This window comes from Delftia tsuruhatensis NBRC 16741 (genome assembly GCF_001571325.1).
In the GTDB taxonomy this organism is placed as follows: domain Bacteria; phylum Pseudomonadota; class Gammaproteobacteria; order Burkholderiales; family Burkholderiaceae_C; genus Comamonas; species Comamonas tsuruhatensis.
In genome coordinates this window covers 73,240-97,086 of record NZ_BCTO01000044.1, presented here as the reverse complement: position 1 = coordinate 97,086, position 23,847 = coordinate 73,240, and the positions used below count along the sequence as shown (strand labels likewise).

Sequence of the window (23,847 nt, the reverse complement as noted above, 5' to 3'; positions counted from 1 at the left end):
CCGCTCGAATTTTTCCTTTGCCATGATTTCTCCGAAAGAGCAAAACCTGTGTGATGTTTAAGGTCTGCATCCCATTGCTTGGTCGCCCCGCACAGGTGACAGGACGGCATGGGATCGCAGACCGGCAAAAATCGCAGCCCCTTTTCAGGGGCTGCGACTCAAAAGCCTTCGATTATACAAAAAGCCTTACTTGGCGCGAGCAGCCACGATGGCTTCGGCCACGTTGCGGGGAGCTTCGGCGTAGTGCTTGAACTCCATCGTGTACGTAGCGCGGCCTTGCGTCTGCGAACGCAGCGAAGTGGCGTAGCCGAACATTTCCGACAGCGGCACTTCGGCCTTGATGGACTTGCCACCGCCGGCCATGTCGTCCATGCCCTGGACCATGCCGCGACGCGAGGACAGGTCGCCCATCACGGTGCCGGCGTAGTCTTCGGGCGTCTCGACTTCCACGGCCATCATGGGCTCGAGGATGACGGGGCTGGCCTTCTTGGCGCCTTCCTTGAAGCCGAAGATGGCCGCCATCTTGAAGGCCATTTCGTTCGAGTCCACATCGTGGTACGAACCGAAGGTCAGGCGCACCTTGACGTCCACCACGGGGTAGCCGGCCAGCACGCCGGAAGTCAGCGCCTCGATCACGCCCTTCTCGACCGCAGGGATGTATTCGCGAGGAACCACACCGCCCTTGATTTCGTCGACGAACTCGAAGCCCTTGCCGGCTTCCTGGGGTTCCAGGGTCAGCACGACGTGGCCGTACTGGCCTTTGCCGCCGGACTGGCGAACGAACTTGCCGTCCACATCGGTAACCTTCTGGCGAATGGTTTCGCGGTAGGCCACCTGGGGCTTGCCCACGTTGGCTTCCACGTTGAATTCGCGCTTCATGCGGTCAACGATGATTTCCAGGTGCAGCTCGCCCATGCCGGCGATGATGGTCTGGCCCGATTCTTCATCGGTGCGCACGCGGAAGGACGGATCTTCAGCAGCCAGGCGCGACAGGGCGATGCCCATCTTTTCCTGGTCGGCCTTGGACTTGGGCTCCACGGCCTGTGCAATCACGGGCTCGGGGAAGACCATGCGTTCCAGCACGATGGGAGCTTCGACGGCGCACAGCGTTTCGCCGGTGGTCACATCCTTCAGGCCCACGCAGGCAGCGATGTCGCCGGCGCGGATTTCTTCGACTTCCACGCGCTCGTTGGCCATCATCTGCACGATACGGCCGATACGCTCCTTCTTGCCCTTGACCGAGTTGAACACGGTGTCGCCCTTGGTCAGGACGCCCGAGTACACGCGCACGAAGGTCAGTTGGCCGACGAACGGGTCGGTCATCAGCTTGAAGGCCAGGGCCGAGAACTTTTCGCCGTCGTCTGCCTTGCGGCTGAGCTTGGTTTCTTCGTTTTCGGGATCGGTACCAGTGACGTCAGGGATGTCCACAGGCGCCGGCAGGTAGTCGATCACGGCGTCCAGCATGCGCTGCACACCCTTGTTCTTGAAGGCGGTACCGCACAGCATGGGCTGGATTTCGGTAGCCAGCGTACGAGCGCGCAGGCCGGCCTTCACGTCTTCTTCGGACAGAGTACCTTCTTCCAGGTACTTGTTCATCAGGTCTTCGCTGGCTTCGGCAGCGGCTTCCACGAGGTTTTCACGCCACTTGTTGGCGGTCTCCACCAGCTCGGCGGGGATTTCGTGGTATTCGAACTTCATGCCTTGCGAGGCTTCGTCCCAGATGATGGCCTTCATCTTGACGAGGTCGACCACGCCCTTGAAGTTTTCTTCGGCACCGATCGGGATCACGACGGGCACGGGGTTGGCCTTCAGGCGCAGCTTCATCTGCTCGACGACCTTGAAGAAGTTGGCGCCGGTACGGTCCATCTTGTTCACGAAGGCCAGACGAGGCACCTTGTACTTGTTGGCCTGACGCCACACGGTTTCCGACTGGGGCTGCACGCCGCCCACGGCGCAGTACACCATGCAGGCGCCGTCCAGCACGCGCATGGAACGCTCCACCTCAATGGTGAAGTCCACGTGGCCGGGGGTGTCGATGATGTTGAAACGGTGCTCGGGGTAGGACAGGTCCATGCCCTTCCAGAAGCAGGTCACTGCAGCGGAAGTGATGGTGATGCCGCGCTCTTGCTCTTGCTCCATCCAGTCGGTCGTAGCAGCGCCGTCGTGCACTTCGCCCAGCTTGTGGGTCACACCGGTGTAGAACAGGATACGTTCGGTGGTGGTGGTTTTGCCGGCGTCGATGTGGGCGGAGATACCGATATTGCGGTAGCGCTCGATGGGGGTCTTGCGAGCCATGATGGATCCTTGATTGATCGTATGGAGGGAGTCTCTGCCCGTTCCAGCCTCATGGTGCAGACGGACAGCAGTCTTATCTGGGGATGCTCCTAATCGAGACAAGGCCGCAGGCAAAAATGCATGCGGCCCGTCTGATCAGGAGCGAAGCGCTCTTAGAAGCGGAAGTGGCTGAACGCCTTGTTGGCTTCGGCCATGCGGTGCACTTCGTCACGGCGCTTCATGGCGCCGCCACGGCCTTCGGTGGCCTCGAGCAGCTCGTTGGCCAGGCGCTGGGCCATGGACTTCTCGCCGCGCTTGCGTGCAGCTTCCTTCAGCCAACGCATGGACAGGGCCAGGCGACGCACGGGACGCACTTCGACGGGCACCTGGTAGTTGGCACCGCCGACGCGGCGGGACTTCACTTCGACCATGGGCTTCACGTTGTTGATGGCAACGATGAAGGCTTCCAGCGGGTCTTTGTCAGGGTGCTTCTTTTGAATCAGGTCCAGGGCACCGTAGATGATGCGTTCTGCGACCGCCTTCTTGCCGCCTTCCATGATCACGTTCATGAACTTGGACAGCTCGACATTGCCGAACTTGGGATCCGGCAGGATTTCACGTTTGGGGACTTCGCGACGACGTGGCATTTTTTACCTCTATCTTGCTTCAGTTGGCGTCTTTTCAGACACCGCGAGAGCCAACAGGACTCCCACTTACTCGACCCGCGCAAAACACTTGCGTTTGGGGTCACTACGCTGGATCTCGCGCCACGCGGGATACAGCACCTTCTTCGAAAAAACGCAGGGCTTACTTGGCCTTGGGCTTCTTCGCGCCGTACTTGGAACGGGCTTGCTTGCGGTCCTTGACGCCTTGCAGGTCAAGGGAGCCACGCACGATGTGGTAACGCACACCGGGCAAGTCCTTCACACGGCCGCCGCGCACCAGCACAACGCTGTGCTCTTGCAGGTTGTGGCCTTCACCACCGATGTAGGAGATGACCTCGAAGCCGTTGGTCAGGCGCACCTTGGCAACCTTACGCAGAGCGGAGTTAGGCTTCTTGGGCGTCGTGGTGTACACACGGGTGCACACGCCGCGGCGCTGAGGGCAGTTTTCCATAGCAGGGCTCTTGGATTTGACAACTTCGACCGTGCGGCCCTGACGCACGAGTTGGTTAATGGTTGGCATTAATAAACGTCCCTAAACGTGAATTGCTTGCGAAAAGCGAAAACGTGAATCCCTTCGGAAATTCCGAAAAGCCCTCGACTGTACCAGCTTGCAGGAGATCGCACAACTGCACCCCCTTCAAGCCGGTACGCGATGGCCTGCGCGACAGGCGCGGGGCTTACTTGATCCAGAGGCGGATCGCATCCCAGGCACGGCCGAAGAAGCCAGCCTGCTCCACGCCTTCCAGCGCCACCAGCGGCACTTCTGCCACGGTGTCGGCCCCCAGCTTGACCTTGAGCGTGCCCATGGCCTGGCCCTTGGTGAACGGAGCGATCAGCGGGTCCTGGCGCACGACTTCGGTGCTCAGCTTGCCGCCACTGCCGGCCGGCACGGTGACCACGATGGGCGTGGTGCGGCCGATCTTGACGGTGCCCGCCTTGCCCTTCCAGACCTCGGGCGTGGCCACGGCCTGCTCGGCATCGAACAGCTTGACCGAGTCGAAGGCCGCATAGCCCCAGTTCAGCAGCTTCTGGCTTTCATTGGCGCGCGCGTTCTCGCTGGCGGCGCCCAGCACGATGGAGATCAGGCGGCGGCTGCCCACGTTGGGCAGATCGCGCTTGGCCGTGGCCACCAGGCAGTAGCCGGCCGCAGCGGTGTGGCCGGTCTTGAGGCCGTCCACGGTCGGGTCGCGGAACAGCAGCGAGTTGCGGTTGGTGCCGTTGGAGGCCGGCGTGCCCGGGTAGAAGTACTTCTTGGTCGAGTAGTAGTGCATGTACTCGGGGAAGTCCTGCATCAGGCGCTGCGCGAGGATGGACAGGTCGCGCGCCGTGGTCAGGTGGCCGGGCTCGGTCAGGCCTTCGGGGTTCTTGTAGCTGGTGTTCTTCATGCCCAGCGCCTTGGCCTGCTCGTTCATGAGCCGCACGAAGTTCTCGGCCGAGCCGCCCACGCCTTCGGCCAGGGCCATGGTGGCGTCGTTGCCGGACTGCACGATCATGCCCTTGATCAGGTCATCCACCGGCACCTGCATCTTGGGGTCGATGAACATGCGCGAGCCCGGCATCTTCCAGGCGCGCTCGCTGACGGGCAGGCGCTGCTCCAGCGTGATCTTCTTCGCACGCAGCGCGTCGAAGACCAGGTAGCCGGTCATGAGCTTGGTCAGCGAGGCCTGCTCGATGGGCGCATCGATGTCCTTGGCACCCAGCACCTGGTTGGCGGTGACATCGACCAGCAGATAGTTGCGCGCCGCGATCTCGGGCGGCTGGGGCGGGGTGATCTGCGCCAGCGCCAGGGCCGGCGCCATGGCCGCTGCCAGTGCCAGGACTCGCAGCGTGGAGGAAATGGGCTTCATGAGGAAAACTCTCGCTAAAGGGCAGGTAAAGCAGGAAAGGCGGAAGATGCCCGCCGGCTGGGGCGGGCCTATTGAGCAGCGGCGCGGGCCGCTAGGGAAGTGAGCGCAAATGGCGGACCACGAGACTCTTGAGCAGCGGCAATTGTCCGTGAAAGAAATGACCGCCCCCGGGCACGACGGTAACAGGCAGTATCTGCGGGCGCGCCCAGTCCATGACGGCCGACAGCGGCACCGTGTCATCGGCCTCGCCGTGCACCACCAATGTCCGGTCATGGGCTTCGGGCGGCACGGGGGCCACCGAGAAACGGCTGGCCGCCGTGCCCACCAGCACAGCCTTTTCCACCCGGCCTTCATTCCACAGGCCCGCCAGCACATGGCTGGTGACGAAGGCGCCGAAGGAAAAGCCCGCCAGCGCGATCGGCCCTTCGGGAGCGACCTGGCGGACCACGGACAGCATGTCCTCGGCCTCGCCGATGCCTGCGTCGTGCTCGCCGGCACTGGCACCCACGCCACGGAAGTTGAAGCGTACGGCCGTGTAGCCGCACTGCACGAAGGCCCGCGCCAGGGTCTGCACCACCTTGTTGTCCATGGTGCCGCCAAACAGCGGATGGGGGTGGGCGATGATGGCCACGCCGCGCGCAGTCGCATCGGCGGCCGGCGCGTCGCGCAGGGCCTCCACGGCCCCGGCAAGGCCGGTCAGGGTCAAACGTTCGGTCTGCGCATTCACAATCGCTATCCTAGTAGTAGCAGCCAGTCCAAGCTGACAAAGCACTGATGCCCGGAAAGGCCCAAAGTTCCAGCCGGTGCTCAGCGGCCCACGTCGGGCGGCAGCAGCAGGCGCTCCACGGGCTGGCCGTTCTTGAGATGGGACTCGACGATCTCGTCGATATCGGTCTCGTCCACGAAGGTGTACCAGGTGCCTTCGGGGTAGACCACGGCCACGGGCCCGCCCGCGCAGCGGTCCAGGCAGCCGGCCTTGTTCACGCGCACCTGGCCCTTGCCGGCCAGGCCCAGCTGCTTGACCTGCTTCTTGCAGTGGTCGAAGCCTGCCTTGGCGCCGTGCAGCGCACAGCAGTCCTCGCCGCCAGGCCTCTCGTTGAGGCAAAAGAAGATGTGGCGCGCATAGTAGTTGCCTGCGCCTTGCTGGCCGCCTTCGGCCCCGGGACGTGGGTTTTCGCTCATGCAGCGGATTCTAGGCCTGCGTCTGCTGCCCCGAAGGCGCCGGGGGCGCTGAAGGTGCAGGCGGCAGCGGCCCTGCATCGCGGCGCGCCACCCTGAGCAGCACGTAGACCAGGGTGGCATAGGGCCACAGCCAGCCCAGCCACTGCCCCAGCCCGTAGAAGCGGATGAAACGCCCCTGCTCCCAGGCCTGCAGCGTCTCGGAGAAATAGGCACTGGTGGGCGCCTGGTTCAGGATGCTCAGTTGCAGCACCAGCACCAGCATCAGCAGGGCTGCACAGGCGCGGCGCGGCAGCGGCAGGGCCACCATGGCCAGGCCCACGCCGCCCCATACGCCCATGCGCACCGGCAGGTCCACCCACTCCCAGGCATGGGCAGGCCCCCAGCTCAGCGCGGCCGACATCGCCGAGACCGCGATGCCGATCACGATGGCCGAGCCCGCCAGCACGGCGCGCCGGCCCATGTGGCGCATCACGCAATAGGCCAGCAGGCAGGGCACCCACAGGCCCAGCATCACGCACAGCATCTCGGTAACGGGCGACAGCGGCGTCAGGGCCGACTCGCGCAGAGGAAGCCACATGAGAAAGGGCGTGCCTTCGAGCAGGTCCAGCAGGCCCTGCTCCAGCCGCTCCAGCACCTGGCCCAAACCGAAGGGCACGGCGGCGGGAAAGAGCAGCGCCCAGGGCCACAGCGCCAGCAGCACCATGGCGCCGCCGCCGTCCTCGCCCAGCCAATGGGTGCGAAAGGCGCTCCAGCGCGCCAGCGCGCCCAGGCGCTCCAGCAGCAGCGCCACCAGCGCGCCCAACAAGGTGCCGCCCGCATTGAGCACCAGATCCAGGTTGGAGGGAACGCGCCGCGGCAGGTAGATCTGCAGGAACTCCATGGACAGCGACAGCAGGGTGCCTGCCAGCGCCGCCAGCGGCACGGCCGCGCGCGGGCTGCCGCTGCGCACCAGGGCCAGCGCCAGGAAAAAGCCCAGCGGCGCGTAGCCGACGATATTGGTATTGACGTCGAACCAGGTCCAGTACGGCGGCGGGATCTTTGCCGTCAGGAAGACCAGCGGATCAATGCCCTGGGCACGCCAGCCATCGAAGGGAAACAGGCTGGCGAAAACGATGAGCACCGCATAGACCAGTGCCAGCGGCCAGGCCGAAGTCCTTTGCACCACGCCCTGCCTCCCTCTTCGTTGGATCGGTTTCTCAGAAAGGTTTGACGACCACCAGGATGACGATGGCCGCCAGCAGCAGCACCGGCACCTCGTTGAAGAAGCGGAACCAGCGGTGGCTGTGCTGGTCCCGGTTGTCGATCAGCTTGCGCAGCAGGCGCCCGCAGGCATGGTGGTAGCCGATGACCAGCAGCACGCCGGCCAGCTTGGCATGCATCCAGCCGTTGCCCGGCCCCTTGCCGATGCCGTAGCCCAGGTACAGCCACAGGCCCAGGCCCAATGCGGGCACGGCCAGCAGCGTGGTGAAGCGCAGCAGCTTGCGTGCCATGAGCAGCAGGCGCTCGCGCTCGGCCACCGAGCCGGGCGTGACCATGGCCACGTTGACGAAGATGCGAGGCAGATAGAACAGGCCCGCGAACCAGCTTGCCACGAAAACGATATGAAAGGCTTTGACCCACAGCATGCGGGCAGTGTACGTGCGTACAGGGGTGCGCCAGGCTGCGCAGGCGCAAAAGCCGAGTCCCGCGTGCCGGCGTCGTCGCCGGGGTTGCGGGGCCTGCGGCGGGAATGGGGCACAATTTTCGGCATGCATCTGTCCAGCCCCACCCCCTTCCCGCACAACCGCCCCCGCCGCCTGCGCCGCGATGCCTTCACGCGCAATCTGGTGCGCGAGAACGTGCTCACGGCCCATGACTTCATCTACCCCGTGTTCGTGCACGAAGGCACGAACCAGCGCGAGGCCGTGCCCTCCATGCCCGGCGTGGACCGCCTGAGTCTGGACCTGCTGCTGCCCGTGGCCGAGCAATGCGTGCAGCTGGAGATCCCGTTCCTGGCGCTGTTCCCCGCCATCGAAACCTCGCTGAAGACGCCCGACGGCAAGGAGGCGCTCAACCCCGACGGCCTGATCCCGCGCGTGGTGCGGGCGCTCAAGAAGGAGTTCCCGCAACTGGGCGTGATGACCGATGTGGCCCTGGACCCCTACACCAGCCACGGCCAGGACGGCATCCTGGATGAGTCCGGCTACATCATCAACGACGAGACCGTGCAGGTCCTGGTGGGCCAGGCCCTCACCCATGCCGAGGCCGGCGTGGACATGGTGGCGCCCAGCGACATGATGGACGGCCGCATCGGCGCCATCCGCGAGGCGCTGGAGGCCCACGGCCACATCCACACGCGCATCATGGCCTACAGCGCCAAGTACGCCAGCGCCTTCTACGGCCCGTTCCGCGACGCCGTGGGTACGCGCGGCGCGCTGGGCAAGGCCGACAAGAACGTCTACCAGATGGACCCCGCCAACACCGACGAGGCCCTGCGCGAAGTCGCCCAGGACCTGGCCGAGGGTGCCGACATGGTCATGGTCAAGCCCGGCATGCCGTACCTGGACGTGGTGCGCCGCGTCAAGGACGAATTCGGCGTGCCCACCTTCGCCTACCAGGTCAGCGGCGAGTACGCCATGCTCAAGGCCGCCGCCGCCAACGGCTGGCTGGACCATGACCAGGTGATGATGGAATCGCTGCTGGCCTTCAAGCGCGCGGGTGCCGACGGCATCCTGACCTACTTCGCCATCGACGCCGCGCGCAAGCTGCGCGGCTGAACGCATGCCGCCGGTGACGCCGCCCACGGGCACGGGAGCCGCTCCCCCAGCCGGGAACGCCAGGAACATGCGCATCTTCCACCTGCAGCCGGGCGGCGCCACCGAACTGGCCGACCTGCCCGGGCAGGCGCCCGCGCAGGGCTTCCTGTGGATCTCCTGCACCCGCGCCACCTTGCAGGAGCGGCTGGCCGAGGTGCAGCGCACGCTGCAGCTGCTGTCGGGCCAGCAGCTGGTGGACCTGCATGTCTCGGACCTGCTCAACGCCCAGCTGCCATCGCGCTACGACTACACCTCGCAGTACGACCTGCTGGTCTTTCGCCGCCTGGCCAGCGGGCAGGCGCGTGCCGCCGCGCAGGCCGGCACGGCCTCTTCGCCTGCGGCGCAGGCGGCGCCCCCCTCGCCTCCCGTGCGCCGCACAGGCCCGCCCGTGCTGCGCAACATCGACACCAGCCCCGTGGGCTTTGCCATGTTCGACCAGGTGCTGCTGTCCGTGCACCCCGACGACTGCACCGTGCGCGACGCCTATGCCGCGCGGCTGCTGGCCGCCATGCCCAGCGATCTGCGCGAGGGACGGCTGAACCCCACATCCGGCACGCGGCTGCCGGCCAGCCCGGCCGACCTCATGCTGCGCGTGGTCAACCTCATCGTGGACGGCTTCCTGGACCTGCGCCGCGAACTGTCGCGCCAGCTGGACCACTGGCAGACCGAGCTGCTGCGCCCGCGCACGCGCTTTGCCAACTGGGGGGCGCTGCTGGACGCACGGCTGGCCCTGCATGAGCTGGACGAAGTCTGCGAAGACCAGCGCGCCGCCGTGCAGGACTGGATCGACGCGCTGGAGACCTGGGCGCCTCCCGAGGGCGTGGCGGCGCTGCGCGAGCTGGACCTGCTCAAGGTGCGCAGCCGCGACGTGCTGGAACACATAGAGCGCGTGGTCCACCACGTGCGGCGGCTGGAGCAAAGCACCGAGACCGTGGTGCAGATGCATTTTTCGGTGCAGAGCAACCGCACCAACGACATCATGCGCACGCTGACCGCGCTGACGGCCGTGTTCCTGCCGCTGAACCTGATTGCCGGCATCTTCGGCATGAACTTCGAGTTCATCCCCCTGGTGCACAAGCAGGACGGCTTCTGGTGGGCCATGGGCTCGATGATGGCGATTGCCGTGGGCCTGACCATGTTCTTCTGGCGCAAGCGCTACATGGCGCGCACGGCGCAGGGCTAGGGCCCCGCCCGCTCCAGCGGCATCCACAGCGTGAAGCGATTGCCGCCGGCCAGCGGCGCCCAGTCCAGCCGCGCCTGCAGCGCCAGCGCGCGCGTGCGCATGTTCGCCAGTCCCTTGCGGCCCTCGGTGGGTGCCTGGGCGCGGTCGAAGGGGTGGCCGTCGTCCTCCACCAGCACCTGCACGCCGGCCCGGCCGTCCAGCGGGGCCTGGGCCGTGCGCACCGTGATCTCGCGCGCGCCGCTGTGCTTGATGATGTTGGTCAGCACCTCCTGCAGGATGCGCAGCACATGCAGGGCGGCCTGCGCGTCCAGCCAGGGCAGCGCGGGCAGGTCGCTCACCTCCCAGTGCAGCCGCAGCCCCGCCCCCTCCAGGCGCGGCCCCAGCCGGTAGCGCAGCCCGGCCAGCAGCGCCAGCAGGTCGCAGTCCAGCGGCTCCAGCGAGTCGATGGACAGCTTCAGGTCATCGATGCACTCCTGCAGCAGCTGCACCAGGTCCACCGTGCCGGCCTGGTTGAACTCCACCACGCGCAGCGCGCTCATCAGCGAAGAGCCCACGCCGTCGTGCATCTCGCGCATCAGGCGCTGGCGCTCCTGCATCAGCGTCTGCTCGCGCTCCACGGCCAGCAGGCGTTCATGGGCCTGGGCCAGCTCCGCCTCCTGGGCCTTGAGCCGTTCCGCCAGATGCAGGTTGGCGTTCTCTGCCACGGCCAGCGCGCCGTTGTAGCGCCGGTAGGCCACCAGCAGGAACAGCGTGAACAGCCCCAGGTACACATAGGGCGTGAGGTAGATGCTCTCTATGCTGATCAGGTAGCTCTGCAGCGCCAGGTCATGGAAGCCGATGGGAAACGACAGCAGCATCCACACCGCCAGCATGGTGCTGCCGCCATCGCGCATGCGCCAGGCGCCCGCCACGGCCATGCACAGCACCAGGATCTCCGGCGGCACCATCAGCAGCCGCAGCAGCGGCAGGATGGTCTCGTGCGCCGGCCCCCACAGCGGCACCGCCACCAGCAGCACCGTGCCCACATAGCCCTGCAGCACCCGGCCCAGCCAGGGCCGGCGCCTGCGCTGCATCAGGCACAGGAAATGGAAGGCCGCCACCGTGGCGCCCATGAGGCCGGCCAGCGTCAGCCAGGAGAACCAGCCGTCCGACAGGGCCAGCCCCTCGCCGTCCACCATGAACTGCAGCGAGCCCAGCAACTGGCACAGCGACATCAGGAAGAACAGCAGGAACACCACATCCCCTCGCCGCCGCTGCAGCGTCCACAGCGCCAGCGCGAACAGGCCCAGCACCAGGTAGGAGCCTGCCGTATAGACCACCAGATCGGCCTGGAGCAGGCTGCGCAGCCGCCAGGACAGGCGCAGCGACTCGGCAGGCCCCGCCCACAGGCTGGACAGCGCCCCGCCCACGCCCTGCTGGCTGGCCATGCGCACATGCACCTGCAGCGGCCTGCCCGGCTGCGCCAGCCCGCCCAGGTCCAGCCACACCGGCCGGTTGAAACTGTTCCACACCCGGCTGCCGCGCGTCTGCCAGGCCAGCTTCCCGTCCACATACACCGCCACCGTGCCCACCGTCTGCCAGCGCGGGATATACAGGCGCGCGCCCTGCGGCGTGGGCGCCAGCGCCTCGGGCGGCACCACGGCGCGGAACCAGCGCACCTCGGGCGGCGCCGCTGCCAGGTCGCCGCTGCCCGACACGGCCCTGTCGCCCCCATAGGGCAGGTCCACATCGCTCCACGGCGTCGATGCATCCAGCACCGCGTCGTCGGCCGACGCAAGCGCCGCAGGCGGCGCCCAGTGCGGGCTGTCCGACCGCCACAGCTGCGCCTGGCGCAGTTGCACCGCTTCGCCTGCGGCGGGGCCACGCAGCCCGAACGCCCCCGCCAGCAGCATCGCCAGCGCCACCAGCCCCGCCGAAACCAGCAAGACCCTCCCCCGCAGCAGCGGCTGCGTCATCTGCCCACCCTCGCGGCGCTCATTGCCGCCCCTCGGCCAGCCAGCCCCGCTGCAAGGCCACATGCATCATCTGGGTGCGGCTGGACACCTGCAGCTTGCCGTAGATGCGCCGCACGAAGGTGCGCACCGTATGGCGCGACACGCCCAGCTGGCGCGCCACCTCGTCCAGCGTATGGCCGCGCGCCACCAGGCGCAGCACCTCCAGCTCGCGCGTGGACAGCGCCTGCGCGGCGGCCTGCGGCTCCACAGGCCGTTCCAGCCCTGCCACCGCCCCGGCCCGCTGCTGGCGCAGCAGCAGCTTGCGCGCCACCATGGGATTGATGGGGCTGCCGCCCGCGTGCAGGCTGCGCACTTCCTCCAGCACCGCGTCGGCGGCCAGGTCCTTGAGCAGATAGCCCATGGCGCCGGCCTCGATGGCGGCCAGCACATGCTGCTCGTCGCCAAAGATGGTGCTGACCATCACCGCCGCCCCGGGGTGGCGGGTGCGCACGGCAGCAATCACCTCCAGGCCGCTGCCGTCGGGCAGGCCCAGGTCCACCAGCATCACGTCCATGGCACCGGCCCCATCGGCCCGGCCGAGCTGGTGCAGGGCCTCCGCGCGGCTGGCTGCCGCCCAGCACAGGACCATGTCCTTCGCAGCATTGATCACGCCCACCAGGGCGTGGCGGCAGGCGGCGTCGTCCTCCACCACGGCCACGCGGATGGGTGTGGCGCCACCCGTCGCGGCGGCAGAGTAAGGGTCTGTGTGCGTGTCCATGGAGGTGGAGTGCGTGGCGAGGGCCGCATGTTCACATGGAACAAGACCGCTGTCATGTCGCCCGGATAGGCGACATGGGCGACATGAGCGGCATGGCGACCCCGCCCCTCTCATCGGCCATGTAGCCCGAACGGGGGACATACAGAAAGCCGGACACCCCATAGATTTGCCCTCTTCAGCACATCACCGAGATGCTGTGCCTACCGAGGGGGTCCGCCATGTCCATCATCCACCCGTCTGCTGCAGCCGACGCACCACCCATGCCCACGCCAAGCCCCTGGGTCCGGACATTGCCGGGCCTGACGGTCGGGTTGTCACTGGCCCTTGCCGGCGCCGCGGCCCAGGCCGCCACACTCACCGTCACCACCGCCGGCGAGATTGCAGACACCGAGCCGCTGTCTCGTGCGCAATGCTCGCCTGCCGCAGGCGACCGCAACTGCGACACCCTGCGCGACGCCATCAACCATGCCGCCGATGGCGACACCATCGTCTTCGGCGCGGCCCTGGATGGACAAACCATCTCGCTGACCCGCTTTACCAACTGCCTGGACACCGGGCAGGCCGCCGGCGCCACCTGCCTGCCGCTGGCCAGCTGGCCCGGCTACGTCTCGCAGTTCGGCCCCAGCGCCTTCTTCATCAGCGGCAAGCACATCACCATCGATGCCACCGCCAATGGCCTGACGCCCCAGAGCGTGAGCGTGCAGCGCCTCGGTACCGCACCCGGCTTCCGGCTGTTCGACATCGATGCGCAGGGTGGCCTGGTCCTGCGCGGCCTGACCCTGGCCGGGGGGCAGGCCACAGGCGGCTCCAGCCGCTTTGGCGGCGGCGCGCTGGGTGCGGGCGGTGCCATCTTCAATCGGGGCCAGCTCACCATCGAACGCAGCACGCTCACGCGCAATCACGCACAAGGGGGGCAAGGAGGCAGGCTTTCCTTGAACTCCTTTGCAGGTGCCGGCGTGGGCGAGGATGGGACTTTGTCCCCGGGGGGAGGGCCGAACGCTGGCGGCCCGGACGATGGCGGCCTGGGCGGTGGCAGTGGCAGCGCCAGCGGCAAGAACGGCGGCTTCGGTGGTGGCGGCGGCGGCTCCGGCGGTGGCGGCTTTGGCGGTGGTGGTGGCCGTCGTGGCAGCGGTGGCGGCTTCGGCGCCGGCAACGGTGGGGGCGGCCCCTTCGACGCTGGCGGTGGCGCAGGCGGCATGGGAGGGGCCATTTTCAACAACGCAGGCACCTTGACGCTGAACCAGGTCACCCTGGCTGGCAACGGTGCACACGGCGGGCTGGGCAACAGCAGCGGCGGCGGCGCCGGCCTGGGTGGCGCCGTTTTCAACTACAACGGCGTGCTCACCATCCGTTTCTCCACCCTGGCCGGCAATACCGTGCAGGCCAATGGCGACGACAACCCGGCCGCGCAAGGCGGCGCCATCTATAGCCTGGGCGATTCCCAGGCGGCCTGCAGTGCGGGTGGCAACATCAGCTGCACCCGCAGCGGTGCCTCGCTGCAGATGCAGGCCAGCATTGCCCAGGACAGCGTGTTCGAGCCGGCCACCAAACAGCCCGCTGGCAGGGACGTGGTGCTGGACCTGCGCAATGGCGGCACCAGCGATGCCAGCGGCAGCAACAATCTGCTGGGCCTGGCGCAGGCCCTGAACAATGCCGACATCAGCGCCCTGGCCTTCACCACGGGCAACCCGCAGCTCGGCCCCCTGGCCAGCCACGGCGGCCCCACCCAGACCATGTTGAACACCACCGGCAGCCCGGCACTGGACGGGGTGGCCTGCACTGCCGCACCCGGCACGGACCAGCGCGGCGTGGCCCGGCCGCAGGGTGCGCGGTGCGACATCGGCGCCGTGGAGGCGAACGTCTTCCAGGCGGCATTGACCGTGCTGGCCAGCGGCGCGGGCGGCGTATCGGCGCAGCCCTCCCCGCCTGCGGCCACGGGTGCCGTACAGGACTGCGGCCGCCCCGGCGGCCTGTGCCAGGCCGGCTATGGCTACTTCGAAGGCGCGCCCACCCTGGTGACCCTGGCCGCCACGCCCGACGCTGGCCACGCCTTTGCCGCCTGGGGTGGCACCTGCAGCGGCAGCATGTCCACCTGCAGCGTCACCATCGATGCAGCCAGGAGCGTGCAGGCCAGCTTCACGGCCTTCAGCGTCACGGCAAGCCTGGCCTCCGGCACCTACGGCACGGCCTACAGCAAGCCGCTGGCGCCCGTGCCCAGCGGCGGCGTAGGGCCGTTCAGCTACAGCGTGAGCGGTTTGCCCGCAGGCTTCAGCCAGGCCGCCGGCACCCTCTCGGCCCCAGCCACGCAGGCGGCAGGCAGCTACAGCTTCACGCTGACCGCCACCGATGCCAACGGCGCCACCACCGAACCCGCAGCCGTGACCGTGGTGATCGGCCCGGCAGCCACCAGCGCCCACCTGTCGGCCTCCCCCGCTGCGCCAGGCCATGGCCAGAGCGTGACTTTCAGCGCCCAGGTCACGCTGCCTGCCGGCGCCAGCGGCACGGTGGATTTCTTGAACGGAACGCAGGTGCTGTGCGCCAGCGTTGCGGTGACCGGCGGGCAGGCCAGCTGCAGCGTGCCCCGGCTGCCACCGGGCACGGCCACGGTGCAGGCGCGCTATGTGCCCGGTGATGGCAATACCTCCGGCTCGGACAGCAACACCGTGACCGTCACGGCGGCCCCCGCACCATCTGCGGCGCCCATTCCAGCGGTGGGCGCCGGGGGGATTGCGCTGCTGAGCCTGCTGACCGCAGCGGGCGCGGCGTTGTCGCGCAGGATGGGCACTTCACGGAAAATCGGCGCTGGCACATCGCCACGCACCCCCAGGAGTTCCCCATGACCGCATCCGCAAGCCGGAGCCCGCTTTCACGCCGCAGCCTGCTGGCCGCCAGCGCAGCCACCGGCCTGGCCCTGTGCGAAAGCGCCCTGGCCGCCCCCGCCGCCCCCGGAAAAAGCACCGGAGCCGCCGTGCTCACCATCAGCGGCCCCGGCGTGCGCGGCAACCGGGGGCCGCTGGACCCGGTGGCCGACCTGCTGCTGAAAAACCATGGCCTGGCCTTCGACTCGGCCTGGACCACAGGGGCCGGTGCGCTGGAGCGCCTGCCCACGGTGGAGATCACGCCCCATATCGAATACGACGGCCAGCCCCACCGGCTGCGCGGCCCGCTGCTGGCCACCGTGCTGCAGGCGGCCGGCGTGGACAGCGCCGCCGCAGCGGCCAAGGGCCAGTGGATCACCCTGCAGGCCATCGACGGCTACCGCGCCCAGCTGCCGCTGGCGCAGGCCCTGCAATGGCGCATGCTGCTGGCCACGCGCATGGACGGCCTGCGCCTGGGCCTGGGCGGCCTGGGCCCGCAATGGGCCATGTATGACGCCGACCGCATTGCCGATCTGGCAGGCAAGCCGCTCAAGGAACGTTTTGCGCAGGCGCCCTGGGGGCTGTACCACATGGGGCTGCACGCGCAGCGACCCCAAGGTTGAACCTGGCTTCACAGCGCGGCAGGACGCGCATTTGGAGTACCATTTCGCGATCCCCTCGGGGGATACGGGCTTGGCGGCCCGAAAGCAAAGGAGCAGCAGCCGTTTGTCTTTACAACGAGACAGCGGCTTTTCCATCTTCCCAGTGTGCTGCGCTGGGCACAGTTCCGTTTTGGCGGGGCTGTGCGGGACCTCCGCAAGGGGGTGCCGGCTCCTTTGCCCGGTCCGCCAACCTGCACAGTCCTGCCACCCCTCTTGGCGGGGGGGAGGCAGGTTCTACACCTGTCGCAAAGGAGCCGCCATGGCTGACACCACCGTCCCCGGCGAAACAATCACCCCGGCCTTTCCCTTCGCCCCTGTGTGCACGCCCGGTCAAGAAACCAGCCTGTACTACCCCATTTCCGAATACGAGGTCTATCGCCTCAAGGACTGCATGCACCAGATGGGCCTGGTGATCGACCTGTGCTGCATGGCCGGCCCAGACCAACAACTGAGCGACCTGGGCGGGCTGATGAGCTTCCTGACCGCGCAGCAGCGCGCGCTGCGGGGCACGCTGCAGACCGTGCAGGCGCGCAAGGCGACGCCGGGGCCGGCCTGTGATCCGGACCCCGGGGGTTGATCAGGCCAGTTGCGGACACTCGCGCAGCACCGGTCAGCCCGGCCTGGCGCCGTCCGCATCCCGGCGAATGGATGGCCATTGCCTGAGCAATTCAGGCAAGGCCGTCTGCACGGTGTCCCACACCAGATCGAGGTTGATGTCGAAATAGCCATGGGCGATGCGGTTGCGCATGCCGCGCATGTTGCGCCATGGCACTTGCCCGTGTGTCTGGGCGAACTCGGCATAGCCATCCATGACCTTCGTGACAGCCTCGCCGATGATGACGAGGCTCATGATGACGGCCTGCTGGGTGCGCTTGTCCTCCAGGAAATCCTCCTTGGCCAAGCCCTCCACGAAGCTACAGGCATCCGTTGCGGCCTGCTGTATGTGATCGAGGTAATCGGGAAGGCGATGCCCGTTCATATCGGCTGCGCCTCCGCAAGCACCTGGGCACGGAACTTCAGCGGCAGGTCTCCGGGCGTCAGCAGATCAACGCGAAGGCCGAGCAGCGATTCCAGCTCGTCCTGCAGGCCGCCCAGGTCGAACAGCGTCGCGCCCGGCAATGCATCGACCAGCAGGTCGAGGTCGCTGCCGTCCCGGTCGGTGCCATGCAGCACGGAGCCGAAGACGCGCGGGTTCGCAGTGCGGAAACGGCTGGCCATTTCACGCACTGCGCTGCGATTCATGTCGAGTACCACGGACGGTCGCATGGACATCCTTTCCTGTTGAGACTTCTGGAAAGCCTATTGCATCAGGCACCGGGTTTCAAGCAGCACTCCCGGAAATCCCGATGCCTGGATTTTCCATGCCGGGCCACGCCCGGCACGGCAGATCAAGCCAGGTGCTGGTCGAAGAAGGCCAGCGTGCGGTCGCGCGCCTGCAGGGCGCTGGCCTCGTCGTAGGCGCTGCGCTGGTCGCAGTTGAAGCCGTGGTCGGCGTCGTACAGGTGCACCTGCACATGGTTTTGCGCCTGGGCGAAGGCCTGCACGGCGTCCACGGGAATGTGCGCATCGCGCCGGCCGAAGTGGGCGATGACGGGGCACAGCGGCTCGCGGCCCATCTCCAGCGGCGTGGTCATGCCGCCGCCGTAGTAGCAGGCCGCAGCCGACAGGCTGGGCAGGTTGCAGGCCGCGCGCCAGGCCCACAGGCCGCCCCAGCAAAAGCCCACGATGCCCACCTTGCCGCCGGGCACCAGCGTGGCGGCATGGGCGATGGCGGCCTCGATCTCGGGCAGCACGCCGGGCTGGGGCAGCGCCTCGGCGGCGGATTTCAGCGCCATGCCCTTGGCACGGTCGGCGTCGCCGTAGCCCAGGTCCACACCCGGCTCCACACGCGTGAACAGTGACGGCGCCACGGCCACATAGCCCCGCGCCGCAAGCCGGTCGGTCACGGCGCGGATATGGGCGTTGACGCCGAAGATCTCCTGCAGCACGACGATGGCACCGCGCGCGGGCACGTCGGGGCGGGCCACCCAGGCCGGCGAAGACGTGCCATCCAATGAAGTCAACTGCACAAAACTGCCCATGTCCGCGTTCCTTTCTGTCTGAGAACCTGTTGTGATTTCCCGGTGGGCGGACGCGCCCCGCAATGCTGTAATGGCGGCGGGCCGGCCCGTGCGGCAATTCTTTCACAGGAGACATTCGATGGAACGAAAAGTCGTGCTCATCACCGGCGGCAGCCGCGGCATAGGCGCCGCAACGGCACGCATGGCAGCGCACCGGGGCTGGGACGTGGTGATCAGCTACCAGCACCAGCGCGATGCGGCCGAGGCCGTGGTGGCCGACGTGCAACTGGCCGGCACCCGCGCGCTGGCCGTGCAGGCCGATGTGGGCGACGAAGCCGAGGTGCTGGCCCTGTTCGGTGCGGTGGATGCGCAGTTCGGCCGGCTGGATGCCCTGGTCAACAACGCCGGTGTGGTGGACCGCGCGCAGACCGTGGCCGAGATGAGCGTGCAGCGGCTGGAGCGCATGTTCCGCGTCAATACCATCGGCAGCTTCATCTGCGCGCGCGAGGCCGTGCGGCGCATGAGCACCCGCCACGGCGGAAGGGGAGGCGCCATCGTGAACGTCTCCAGCATCGCTTCGCGGCTGGGCGCACCGGGCCAGTACGTGGACTATGCGGCCGCCAAGGGCGCGTTGGACGTGATGACGCTGGGCCTGTCCAAGGAAGTCGCCGCCCAGGGCATACGCGTGAACGCCGTGCGGCCCGGCTTGATAGAGACCGACATCCACGCCAGCGGCGGACAGCCCGACCGCGTCGAGCGCCTGGCGCCCAACGTGCCCATGCAGCGCGGCGGCAGGGCCGAGGAGGTGGCCGACGCCATCCTCTGGCTGATGTCCGACGGCTCGCACTACACCACGGGCAGCCTGGTCGATATCTCGGGCGGCAACCTCTAGCTCCAAGGCAACCATGGACCTCAAACCGCTGATCACTTTGGTGGCCATCATCAACCCGCTGGCCATCGTCCCCTTCTTCATCCACTACACCGAGGGATTCAGCGCCCAGCAGCGCCAGCAGACCATTCGCACGGCGGCGCTGGCCTCGTTCTGCGTGATCGCGGCCTGCGCCATCATCGGGCTGCAGGTGCTGGACTTCTTCAACATCTCGCTGCAGAGCTTCCAGGTGGGCGGCGGCCTGCTGCTGCTGATCAGCGCGATGAACATGCTCAACGCCCGCCCGGCCGAGGAACGGCCCAACGCGCCCACGCTGGCGGCAGGCGCGGAAAAGGCCGCCATGGGCAACAGCATTGCCGTGGTGCCGCTGACGATTCCGCTGCTGACGGGGCCGGCCTCCATGTCCACCGTGGTGATCTATGCCGACCAGGCACGCACCATCTGGCAGCACCTGGCGCTGGTGGGCTATGGCGTGGTGGTGGCGCTGGTGGTGATGGTCTGCTTTTCGCTGGCCGACCCGATTGCGCGCGTGCTGGGCAAGACCGGCATCAACGTGATGACGCGGCTCATGGGCCTGATCCTCGCGGCCCTGGCCGTAGAGGTGATGGCGGGCGGGCTGGTGAAGATCTTCCCCATCCTGGCCTCGCCCGCGATCGTGCCCTGAACGGGCTGGCTGGCCGATTGAAGGCCCGCCGGATCAGGCCGGCACGGCCCGCGCGCGGTCGGCGCTGCCATCGCAGGTACCGCCGCAGCCCGTGATGGGCTGCTCGGGCAAGGCCTCGGGGTGGGCCAGCGAGCCCGTGGCGGGATCGAAGCCCGCGCTGCGCAGATGCAGGGCCAGCGCCGCATCCATGGTCTGCGCATGGTGCACGAACCAGGCCGCCAGCTCGCCCGCCATGCTGCGGATCACGGCCAGATCCCCCGCTGCCGCCTTGGCCGCCCCCTCGCGCATCACCTGCAGCACCACCTTGTGCTGCAGGCTGTGGCAGTTGGTGCTGGTGAACCGCGTGGACTGCATCCAGCGGTCTTCCTGGTCGAAGTGCACTTGCGTATGCGCGATCAGCTCGTCCCAGCGCACGCACAGCTGCGCATCATCGGCCGCCTCCACCTCGGCCAGCAGCAGCACGAACTCCTGGTGCACCTCGTCCATGGCCGGCAATTCCAATGCCAGCGCTCCGCTCCATTCCAGCACGGCCATATGCTTCTCCTGCCTTCATCATGAAAGACTGCAGCTTAGGAACAGCACCGCCCAACCCGTTTGACCCACATCAGCCAACCCGAAAACAGCAAAGCCCCGCGAGCGGGGCTTGGTCAAGGCGGATAAAACTGGCGCGCCCCAACATCAGGGACGCCAAGCAAGAGCCGCCTCGCGGCGAGGGCGTCGTCCCCCTCCCCCGCGAAGCGGGTAGAGAGGGGGAAGCGGCGTCAGCCGCTCAGGGAGAGCTTACTGTCCATATTTACGCTTGGCATCAGCCACGCAGGCATCCTTGGCGTCACCGCTCATGGTGTCGCAACGGGCCTTGGCGGCCTTGTAGTCGGCTTCGCGGGTTTCCTCGGCAGCGTCCTTGCGGGTCTCGGCCACGTTGGCGGCCTTGGCGGCAGAGTTGGCGGCAGGTTCGGCCTGGGCCTTGTTCACCTTGGCGGCTTCGACGGCACGCACATGGGCAGCCTTGGCATCCTTCACGCAGACGTCCTTGGCGTCGCCCTTGAGGTCATCGCACTTTTCCTTGGCGATGTCGTAGTCCGCATCAGCCTTGGCCTTGAGTGCCTTTTCGCTGTTCTTGGGCGAAGGATTGCGGCGCGATTCCAGTTCAGCCTTGGCGACGTTTTCCTGGCCCTTGGCCTGCTTCTCGCAGACGTCCTTGGCGTTGTCCTTGAGCGGCTTGCACTGTTCCTTGGCAGCCTTGTAGTCGGCCTCGATCTGGTTCTTGGCGGCCGTGTGCTCGGCATTGGTCATGGCCATGGCGCCGGAGGCCATCAGGCCCAGGGCGACGGCGGACAGCATGTGGCGAAAGCGTTGCGGTGTTTGCATGATGGAACTCCTTGTATTTGTACTGAACCGGCCCTTGGTGCCTGCGGCGGCGGGCCATTGGTGCGTGCCCTCAGGCACGCTGGCTGTCGGGGAGCGGGTGGTGGCGCCGGCCAGGGCATCCGCCACCCGCGGGGTCCACCCTCGTCAGTCTTCGAAGCGGAAGTCGGGGTTGCGCTTTTGCCAGTCGGTCAGCTGCTTTTCGGCAGCGTCGCGGGCCAGGCCCTGGCGCTCCTGCAGCTTGCCCAGGAATTGCTCGCGCTTGCCGGCGATCACGTCCAGATCGTCATCGGTGAGCTTGCCCCATTGCTCACGGATCTTGCCGGTGAATTGCTTCCAGTTGCCCTTGATGCGGTCTTCATTCATGGCTTGTTCCTTTCAGTGATGTTGAAGTCGTGCCGTGCAATCAGGCCTTGTTTTTTCAAAGCCGCGATCTGCATCAGCGACGGTTTCACTGTAAAAAACCTGCGCGCCGCGCGCCGTAGTCTGGACCTAGTGTTGACGGTCGTCCCAGGGGCAGCCGAGACGGTGGGATCGGGACTACAGCCCCTGACGGACGCGCGGGAAGCGCTGGGTCAGGCGCGGCCCGCCCCTGCCCTGAGTACCCGGCCTTTTCCCCGTATGTCCGCGCCTGCGCCGTGGCGGTTGCGGGGTTGCAAGCCTGCCGAAGGACAGGCTTGCTTCGTGATCTGACCTTTCTTGGCGAATCAAGAAAAGGGCAGTCGGCTGCCGGGCCGAGACCCGGCCTCGAAAAGCAACCATCCGGCAGGGGCAGAAAAAGTCCACTTGCGTGCAGAGCCAGTTGCCGAAAACAAAAAACGGCCAGCGGATGCAATGCACCCACCAGCCGTTCTCAAGAGAATGGATGGGCTGGAAATCCAGCAGCAGCTCAGTGCCCCTGCTGCCCCAGCCACGCATCGATCTGCGCAATGGCGGCATCGGCCGCCGTCGCCAGCGCCTTCGCGCCGCCTGCGGCATCGCCGGAGGCGGCAGGGCTGCGCACCTCGAACAGCTTCTGACCCAGCAGGCGGTCCACGGCACCGCTTTGCTCGACCAGGGTGGCGCGCAGGCGCACCACGCCGGCACTGGAGCCGGGCGCGTCAAAGACCTGGCTGAACTCTTCGATGTCCACGCGCAGCAGCGTGGGCACGGCGCCTTGCAGGCGCGGTTGGGCCACGCTTTCGCTGCTGGCCAGCACGGGGCGCTGCAGGCCCAGTTGGCTGCGCAGGCGCTGCTGCAGCAGCAGTGCAGGAGGCTGGCTCCAGCGCGCCAGCTGGTAGGGGCGCAGTTCCTGGCCGTTGGCATAGGCCAGGCGGTAGAACATGGCCGTGCTGCCGTCGGACAGGGCGGGGGCCTCCACATCGGCCAGCGCCAGCGGCGTGCGTGCCTGCGGGGCGGCGGATGTGGCGGACTGCGCGGGCGTGGACAGCGGCGCCAGGCCGAAGTCATAGCGCGCGGGCTGGGCGGGGGGCTGCGGCAGGGCCGAGCAGCCGGCCAGCAGGATCAGGGCGGCGGCCAGTCCAGCGCTGGCCACGGCGGTCTTGCGAGATGGGGACATGCGGGTTCCTCGGTCAGGGCTGGGTGGCTGCAGACGGGGCGACGAAGCCGGGCTCGCCCGGCCCCGGACGGGCCTGGCCCGGCCCGTAGATCACGGCCTGCGGGTTGTCGCTGAAGCGGCTGGCCGCCGTGCCCATCTGGCGCGCGGCGCGCGAGACATCATCGGCCGCTCGGTTGGCGTGCGGCACCGTGCTGCGGCCCAGCGAATCGGCCATGCGGGTCAGTGCGCGCGTGCTCTGGGCGATCTGCTCCAGCGGCCCGTCCTGCGCGTTCACGCGGCGCACGGTCTGCTGCAGCTCGGACGCCACGGCGGCGGCTCCGTTGCTGGCCTTCTCCAGCGACTGCAGGGTGTTGTGGGCGTCGGCGGCGAGCTGCGGCACCTGGGTGGACAGCGTGCGGTCCAGGTTCTGCGTGAGCTGCTGCACGCCTGCGGCAGCGGCAGCAATGTTCTCCAGCGCCTGGCTCACGCGCTTTTGGTTGTCGGTGTCCAGCATGTCGCTGAGGCGGCGCGAGATTTCATCGGCGCGCTCCAGCAGCACCTGCCCCTGGTCGGCCAGCATGCTCAGCGGCGACGAGCGCAGCGGCAGGCGCGGCAGGCCGCTGGGGCCGGGCGGCAGCTGGGGCTGCGGCTGGTCCGCATCATCGAGCTGCACATGGGCCAGGCCCGTGACGCCCTGGTAGCCCAGCACGGCGAACGTGGTGGGCGTGATGGGCGTGTTCACCCCGATGGCGATGCGGATCAGCACATTGCCATTGGTCTGCGGATCGAATCCGATCCGCGTGACCTTGCCCACCGCCACGCCCTTGTAGCGCACGGCCGCCTGGGCCTGCAGGCCGCTGATGCCATCCTTGGTGGACAGCTCGTACTCGTTGTACTGCCGCGTATCCCGCGTCAGCCAGATCGCCAGCCCCGCCAGCAGGGCCGCCACGACCAGCACGAAAATGCCGGCCGCCATGGCATGTGATTTGTTTTCCATATCAATGGTCCATAACGTTGAGCCCAGCAAAACAAGGCATGGGGCCACAGCCCCCAGGGCCAGCACTCAGAGCGCGGCCTTCAAAACCGGCGCACCCCAAGGCGAGGGACACCGGGCAAGGGCCGCCCCGCCGCGAGGGTGTCGTCCCCCCCCGCAA

At 67.6% G+C, this 23,847-nt stretch carries 25 protein-coding genes; 7 read left to right on the top strand and 18 right to left on the bottom strand.

Annotated features, from left to right (window positions below; translation table 11 throughout):
- Window positions 1–186: 186 nt before the first annotated feature.
- The 8 genes from fusA to DTS01S_RS21120 form a co-directional block, all read right to left on the bottom strand.
- The gene (gene fusA / locus DTS01S_RS21155; RefSeq protein WP_016448515.1) at window positions 187–2,295 is read right to left on the bottom strand and encodes an elongation factor G; all 2,109 of its coding nucleotides are present in this window, start codon (window positions 2,293–2,295) and stop codon (window positions 187–189) included.
- Window positions 2,296–2,447: 152 nt separating this feature from the next.
- Window positions 2,448–2,921 (bottom strand): 30S ribosomal protein S7, encoded by a 474-nt coding sequence (rpsG, locus tag DTS01S_RS21150; RefSeq protein ID WP_016448516.1) that lies wholly within the window; start codon window positions 2,919–2,921, stop codon window positions 2,448–2,450.
- Window positions 2,922–3,081: 160 nt separating this feature from the next.
- Window positions 3,082–3,459: a 30S ribosomal protein S12 gene (gene rpsL, locus DTS01S_RS21145; protein WP_003059441.1), complete on the bottom strand. Its 378-nt coding sequence runs from the start codon at window positions 3,457–3,459 to the stop codon at window positions 3,082–3,084.
- A 157-nt stretch (window positions 3,460–3,616) separates the two neighbouring features.
- A complete protein-coding gene (locus tag DTS01S_RS21140; RefSeq protein WP_016453570.1) occupies window positions 3,617–4,786 on the bottom strand; it encodes a D-alanyl-D-alanine carboxypeptidase family protein in 1,170 nt (389 codons plus the stop codon).
- A 91-nt stretch (window positions 4,787–4,877) separates the two neighbouring features.
- A complete protein-coding gene (locus DTS01S_RS21135; protein WP_017405508.1) occupies window positions 4,878–5,513 on the bottom strand; it encodes an alpha/beta hydrolase in 636 nt (211 codons plus the stop codon).
- A gap of 80 nt (window positions 5,514–5,593) precedes the next feature.
- Window positions 5,594–5,968, bottom strand: coding sequence for a (2Fe-2S) ferredoxin domain-containing protein (locus DTS01S_RS21130; protein WP_016448519.1), 375 nt, complete (start codon window positions 5,966–5,968; stop codon window positions 5,594–5,596).
- A 10-nt stretch (window positions 5,969–5,978) separates the two neighbouring features.
- Window positions 5,979–7,133, bottom strand: a complete 1,155-nt coding sequence (locus DTS01S_RS21125; protein WP_016448520.1) for a VanZ family protein — start codon at window positions 7,131–7,133, stop codon at window positions 5,979–5,981.
- A gap of 31 nt (window positions 7,134–7,164) precedes the next feature.
- Complete coding sequence (locus DTS01S_RS21120; RefSeq protein ID WP_016453572.1) at window positions 7,165–7,593, bottom strand: CopD family protein; 429 nt, start codon at window positions 7,591–7,593, stop codon at window positions 7,165–7,167.
- A gap of 123 nt (window positions 7,594–7,716) precedes the next feature.
- On the opposite strand from DTS01S_RS21120, the gene hemB reads away from it, so the two are divergent.
- Window positions 7,717–8,724, top strand: coding sequence for a porphobilinogen synthase (gene hemB / locus DTS01S_RS21115; protein ID WP_017405507.1), 1,008 nt, complete (start codon window positions 7,717–7,719; stop codon window positions 8,722–8,724).
- Between the two features lie 4 nt (window positions 8,725–8,728).
- On the top strand, window positions 8,729–9,946 hold the full coding sequence (locus DTS01S_RS21110) for a magnesium transporter CorA family protein (RefSeq protein ID WP_061288686.1): 1,218 nt from the start codon (window positions 8,729–8,731) through the stop codon (window positions 9,944–9,946).
- Here DTS01S_RS21110 and DTS01S_RS21105 read toward each other — a convergent pair.
- Together DTS01S_RS21105 and DTS01S_RS21100 are read right to left on the bottom strand one after the other, a co-directional pair.
- Window positions 9,943–11,901: a sensor histidine kinase gene (locus tag DTS01S_RS21105; protein ID WP_061288683.1), complete on the bottom strand. Its 1,959-nt coding sequence runs from the start codon at window positions 11,899–11,901 to the stop codon at window positions 9,943–9,945. The genes DTS01S_RS21110 and DTS01S_RS21105 overlap by 4 nt on opposite strands.
- Window positions 11,902–11,920: 19 nt before the next feature.
- Window positions 11,921–12,658, bottom strand: a complete 738-nt coding sequence (locus DTS01S_RS21100; RefSeq protein ID WP_016453575.1) for a response regulator — start codon at window positions 12,656–12,658, stop codon at window positions 11,921–11,923.
- 218 nt (window positions 12,659–12,876) lie between these two features.
- On the opposite strand from DTS01S_RS21100, the gene DTS01S_RS21095 reads away from it, so the two are divergent.
- From DTS01S_RS21095 to DTS01S_RS21085, 3 genes are all read left to right on the top strand, one after another.
- The gene (locus tag DTS01S_RS21095) at window positions 12,877–15,498 is read left to right on the top strand and encodes an Ig-like domain-containing protein (protein WP_061288681.1); all 2,622 of its coding nucleotides are present in this window, start codon (window positions 12,877–12,879) and stop codon (window positions 15,496–15,498) included.
- On the top strand, window positions 15,495–16,139 hold the full coding sequence (locus DTS01S_RS21090; protein WP_061288679.1) for a molybdopterin-dependent oxidoreductase: 645 nt from the start codon (window positions 15,495–15,497) through the stop codon (window positions 16,137–16,139). The genes DTS01S_RS21095 and DTS01S_RS21090 overlap by 4 nt, the downstream gene beginning before the upstream one ends.
- Window positions 16,140–16,437: 298 nt before the next feature.
- Entirely contained in the window at window positions 16,438–16,755 is a 318-nt protein-coding gene (locus DTS01S_RS21085; protein ID WP_017405501.1) for a hypothetical protein, read from the top strand.
- 33 nt (window positions 16,756–16,788) lie between these two features.
- Here DTS01S_RS21085 and DTS01S_RS21080 read toward each other — a convergent pair whose 3' ends face one another.
- From DTS01S_RS21080 to DTS01S_RS21070, 3 genes are all read right to left on the bottom strand, one after another.
- Window positions 16,789–17,157, bottom strand: coding sequence for a HepT-like ribonuclease domain-containing protein (locus DTS01S_RS21080; protein WP_013800235.1), 369 nt, complete (start codon window positions 17,155–17,157; stop codon window positions 16,789–16,791).
- Window positions 17,154–17,444, bottom strand: a complete 291-nt coding sequence (locus tag DTS01S_RS21075; RefSeq protein ID WP_013800234.1) for a nucleotidyltransferase family protein — start codon at window positions 17,442–17,444, stop codon at window positions 17,154–17,156. The genes DTS01S_RS21080 and DTS01S_RS21075 overlap by 4 nt, the downstream gene beginning before the upstream one ends.
- A gap of 122 nt (window positions 17,445–17,566) precedes the next feature.
- Window positions 17,567–18,259 carry a dienelactone hydrolase family protein gene (locus tag DTS01S_RS21070; protein WP_026062411.1) on the bottom strand — a complete coding sequence of 231 codons (693 nt, stop codon included), beginning with the start codon at window positions 18,257–18,259 and terminating at the stop codon, window positions 17,567–17,569.
- A 118-nt stretch (window positions 18,260–18,377) separates the two neighbouring features.
- Between DTS01S_RS21070 and DTS01S_RS21065 the strand changes: the two genes are divergently transcribed.
- Window positions 18,378–19,130 carry an SDR family oxidoreductase gene (locus DTS01S_RS21065; protein WP_017405497.1) on the top strand — a complete coding sequence of 251 codons (753 nt, stop codon included), beginning with the start codon at window positions 18,378–18,380 and terminating at the stop codon, window positions 19,128–19,130.
- A gap of 13 nt (window positions 19,131–19,143) precedes the next feature.
- Window positions 19,144–19,791, top strand: coding sequence for a MarC family protein (locus DTS01S_RS21060; RefSeq protein WP_016448531.1), 648 nt, complete (start codon window positions 19,144–19,146; stop codon window positions 19,789–19,791).
- Window positions 19,792–19,824: 33 nt separating this feature from the next.
- Here the strand turns inward: DTS01S_RS21060 and DTS01S_RS21055 are convergent, their stop codons facing one another.
- From DTS01S_RS21055 to DTS01S_RS21035, 5 genes are all read right to left on the bottom strand, one after another.
- Window positions 19,825–20,325, bottom strand: a complete 501-nt coding sequence (locus DTS01S_RS21055; protein ID WP_061288677.1) for a hemerythrin domain-containing protein — start codon at window positions 20,323–20,325, stop codon at window positions 19,825–19,827.
- Window positions 20,326–20,571: 246 nt separating this feature from the next.
- The gene (locus tag DTS01S_RS21050; RefSeq protein WP_016448533.1) at window positions 20,572–21,159 is read right to left on the bottom strand and encodes a hypothetical protein; all 588 of its coding nucleotides are present in this window, start codon (window positions 21,157–21,159) and stop codon (window positions 20,572–20,574) included.
- 144 nt (window positions 21,160–21,303) lie between these two features.
- Window positions 21,304–21,522 carry a CsbD family protein gene (locus DTS01S_RS21045; RefSeq protein ID WP_012202308.1) on the bottom strand — a complete coding sequence of 73 codons (219 nt, stop codon included), beginning with the start codon at window positions 21,520–21,522 and terminating at the stop codon, window positions 21,304–21,306.
- A 523-nt stretch (window positions 21,523–22,045) separates the two neighbouring features.
- Window positions 22,046–22,714 carry an ABC-type transport auxiliary lipoprotein family protein gene (locus tag DTS01S_RS21040; RefSeq protein WP_061288675.1) on the bottom strand — a complete coding sequence of 223 codons (669 nt, stop codon included), beginning with the start codon at window positions 22,712–22,714 and terminating at the stop codon, window positions 22,046–22,048.
- 13 nt (window positions 22,715–22,727) lie between these two features.
- On the bottom strand, window positions 22,728–23,690 hold the full coding sequence (locus DTS01S_RS21035) for an MlaD family protein (RefSeq protein ID WP_016448535.1): 963 nt from the start codon (window positions 23,688–23,690) through the stop codon (window positions 22,728–22,730).
- Between the last annotated feature and the right edge of the window lie 157 nt (window positions 23,691–23,847).

Excerpts from the sequence above, each read along its gene's own strand:
- DTS01S_RS21065 (WP_017405497.1), top strand. The coding sequence starts at position 18,378 with ATGGAACGAAAAGTCGTGCTCATCACCGGCGGCAGCCGCGGCATAGGC.
- DTS01S_RS21095 (WP_061288681.1), top strand. The coding sequence starts at position 12,877 with ATGTCCATCATCCACCCGTCTGCTGCAGCCGACGCACCACCCATGCCC.
- DTS01S_RS21100 (WP_016453575.1), bottom strand. The coding sequence starts at position 12,658 with ATGGACACGCACACAGACCCTTACTCTGCCGCCGCGACGGGTGGCGCC.
- DTS01S_RS21070 (WP_026062411.1), bottom strand. The coding sequence starts at position 18,259 with ATGGGCAGTTTTGTGCAGTTGACTTCATTGGATGGCACGTCTTCGCCG.
- hemB (WP_017405507.1), top strand. The coding sequence starts at position 7,717 with ATGCATCTGTCCAGCCCCACCCCCTTCCCGCACAACCGCCCCCGCCGC.
- DTS01S_RS21035 (WP_016448535.1), bottom strand. The coding sequence starts at position 23,690 with ATGGAAAACAAATCACATGCCATGGCGGCCGGCATTTTCGTGCTGGTC.
- DTS01S_RS21060 (WP_016448531.1), top strand. The coding sequence starts at position 19,144 with ATGGACCTCAAACCGCTGATCACTTTGGTGGCCATCATCAACCCGCTG.
- DTS01S_RS21085 (WP_017405501.1), top strand. The coding sequence starts at position 16,438 with ATGGCTGACACCACCGTCCCCGGCGAAACAATCACCCCGGCCTTTCCC.
- DTS01S_RS21105 (WP_061288683.1), bottom strand. The coding sequence starts at position 11,901 with ATGACGCAGCCGCTGCTGCGGGGGAGGGTCTTGCTGGTTTCGGCGGGG.
- rpsG (WP_016448516.1), bottom strand. The coding sequence starts at position 2,921 with ATGCCACGTCGTCGCGAAGTCCCCAAACGTGAAATCCTGCCGGATCCC.
- fusA (WP_016448515.1), bottom strand. The coding sequence starts at position 2,295 with ATGGCTCGCAAGACCCCCATCGAGCGCTACCGCAATATCGGTATCTCC.
- rpsL (WP_003059441.1), bottom strand. The coding sequence starts at position 3,459 with ATGCCAACCATTAACCAACTCGTGCGTCAGGGCCGCACGGTCGAAGTT.
- DTS01S_RS21090 (WP_061288679.1), top strand. The coding sequence starts at position 15,495 with ATGACCGCATCCGCAAGCCGGAGCCCGCTTTCACGCCGCAGCCTGCTG.
- DTS01S_RS21050 (WP_016448533.1), bottom strand. The coding sequence starts at position 21,159 with ATGCAAACACCGCAACGCTTTCGCCACATGCTGTCCGCCGTCGCCCTG.
- DTS01S_RS21120 (WP_016453572.1), bottom strand. The coding sequence starts at position 7,593 with ATGCTGTGGGTCAAAGCCTTTCATATCGTTTTCGTGGCAAGCTGGTTC.
- DTS01S_RS21075 (WP_013800234.1), bottom strand. The coding sequence starts at position 17,444 with ATGCGACCGTCCGTGGTACTCGACATGAATCGCAGCGCAGTGCGTGAA.
- DTS01S_RS21080 (WP_013800235.1), bottom strand. The coding sequence starts at position 17,157 with ATGAACGGGCATCGCCTTCCCGATTACCTCGATCACATACAGCAGGCC.
- DTS01S_RS21140 (WP_016453570.1), bottom strand. The coding sequence starts at position 4,786 with ATGAAGCCCATTTCCTCCACGCTGCGAGTCCTGGCACTGGCAGCGGCC.
- DTS01S_RS21040 (WP_061288675.1), bottom strand. The coding sequence starts at position 22,714 with ATGTCCCCATCTCGCAAGACCGCCGTGGCCAGCGCTGGACTGGCCGCC.
- DTS01S_RS21045 (WP_012202308.1), bottom strand. The coding sequence starts at position 21,522 with ATGAATGAAGACCGCATCAAGGGCAACTGGAAGCAATTCACCGGCAAG.
- DTS01S_RS21110 (WP_061288686.1), top strand. The coding sequence starts at position 8,729 with ATGCCGCCGGTGACGCCGCCCACGGGCACGGGAGCCGCTCCCCCAGCC.
- DTS01S_RS21130 (WP_016448519.1), bottom strand. The coding sequence starts at position 5,968 with ATGAGCGAAAACCCACGTCCCGGGGCCGAAGGCGGCCAGCAAGGCGCA.
- DTS01S_RS21055 (WP_061288677.1), bottom strand. The coding sequence starts at position 20,325 with ATGGCCGTGCTGGAATGGAGCGGAGCGCTGGCATTGGAATTGCCGGCC.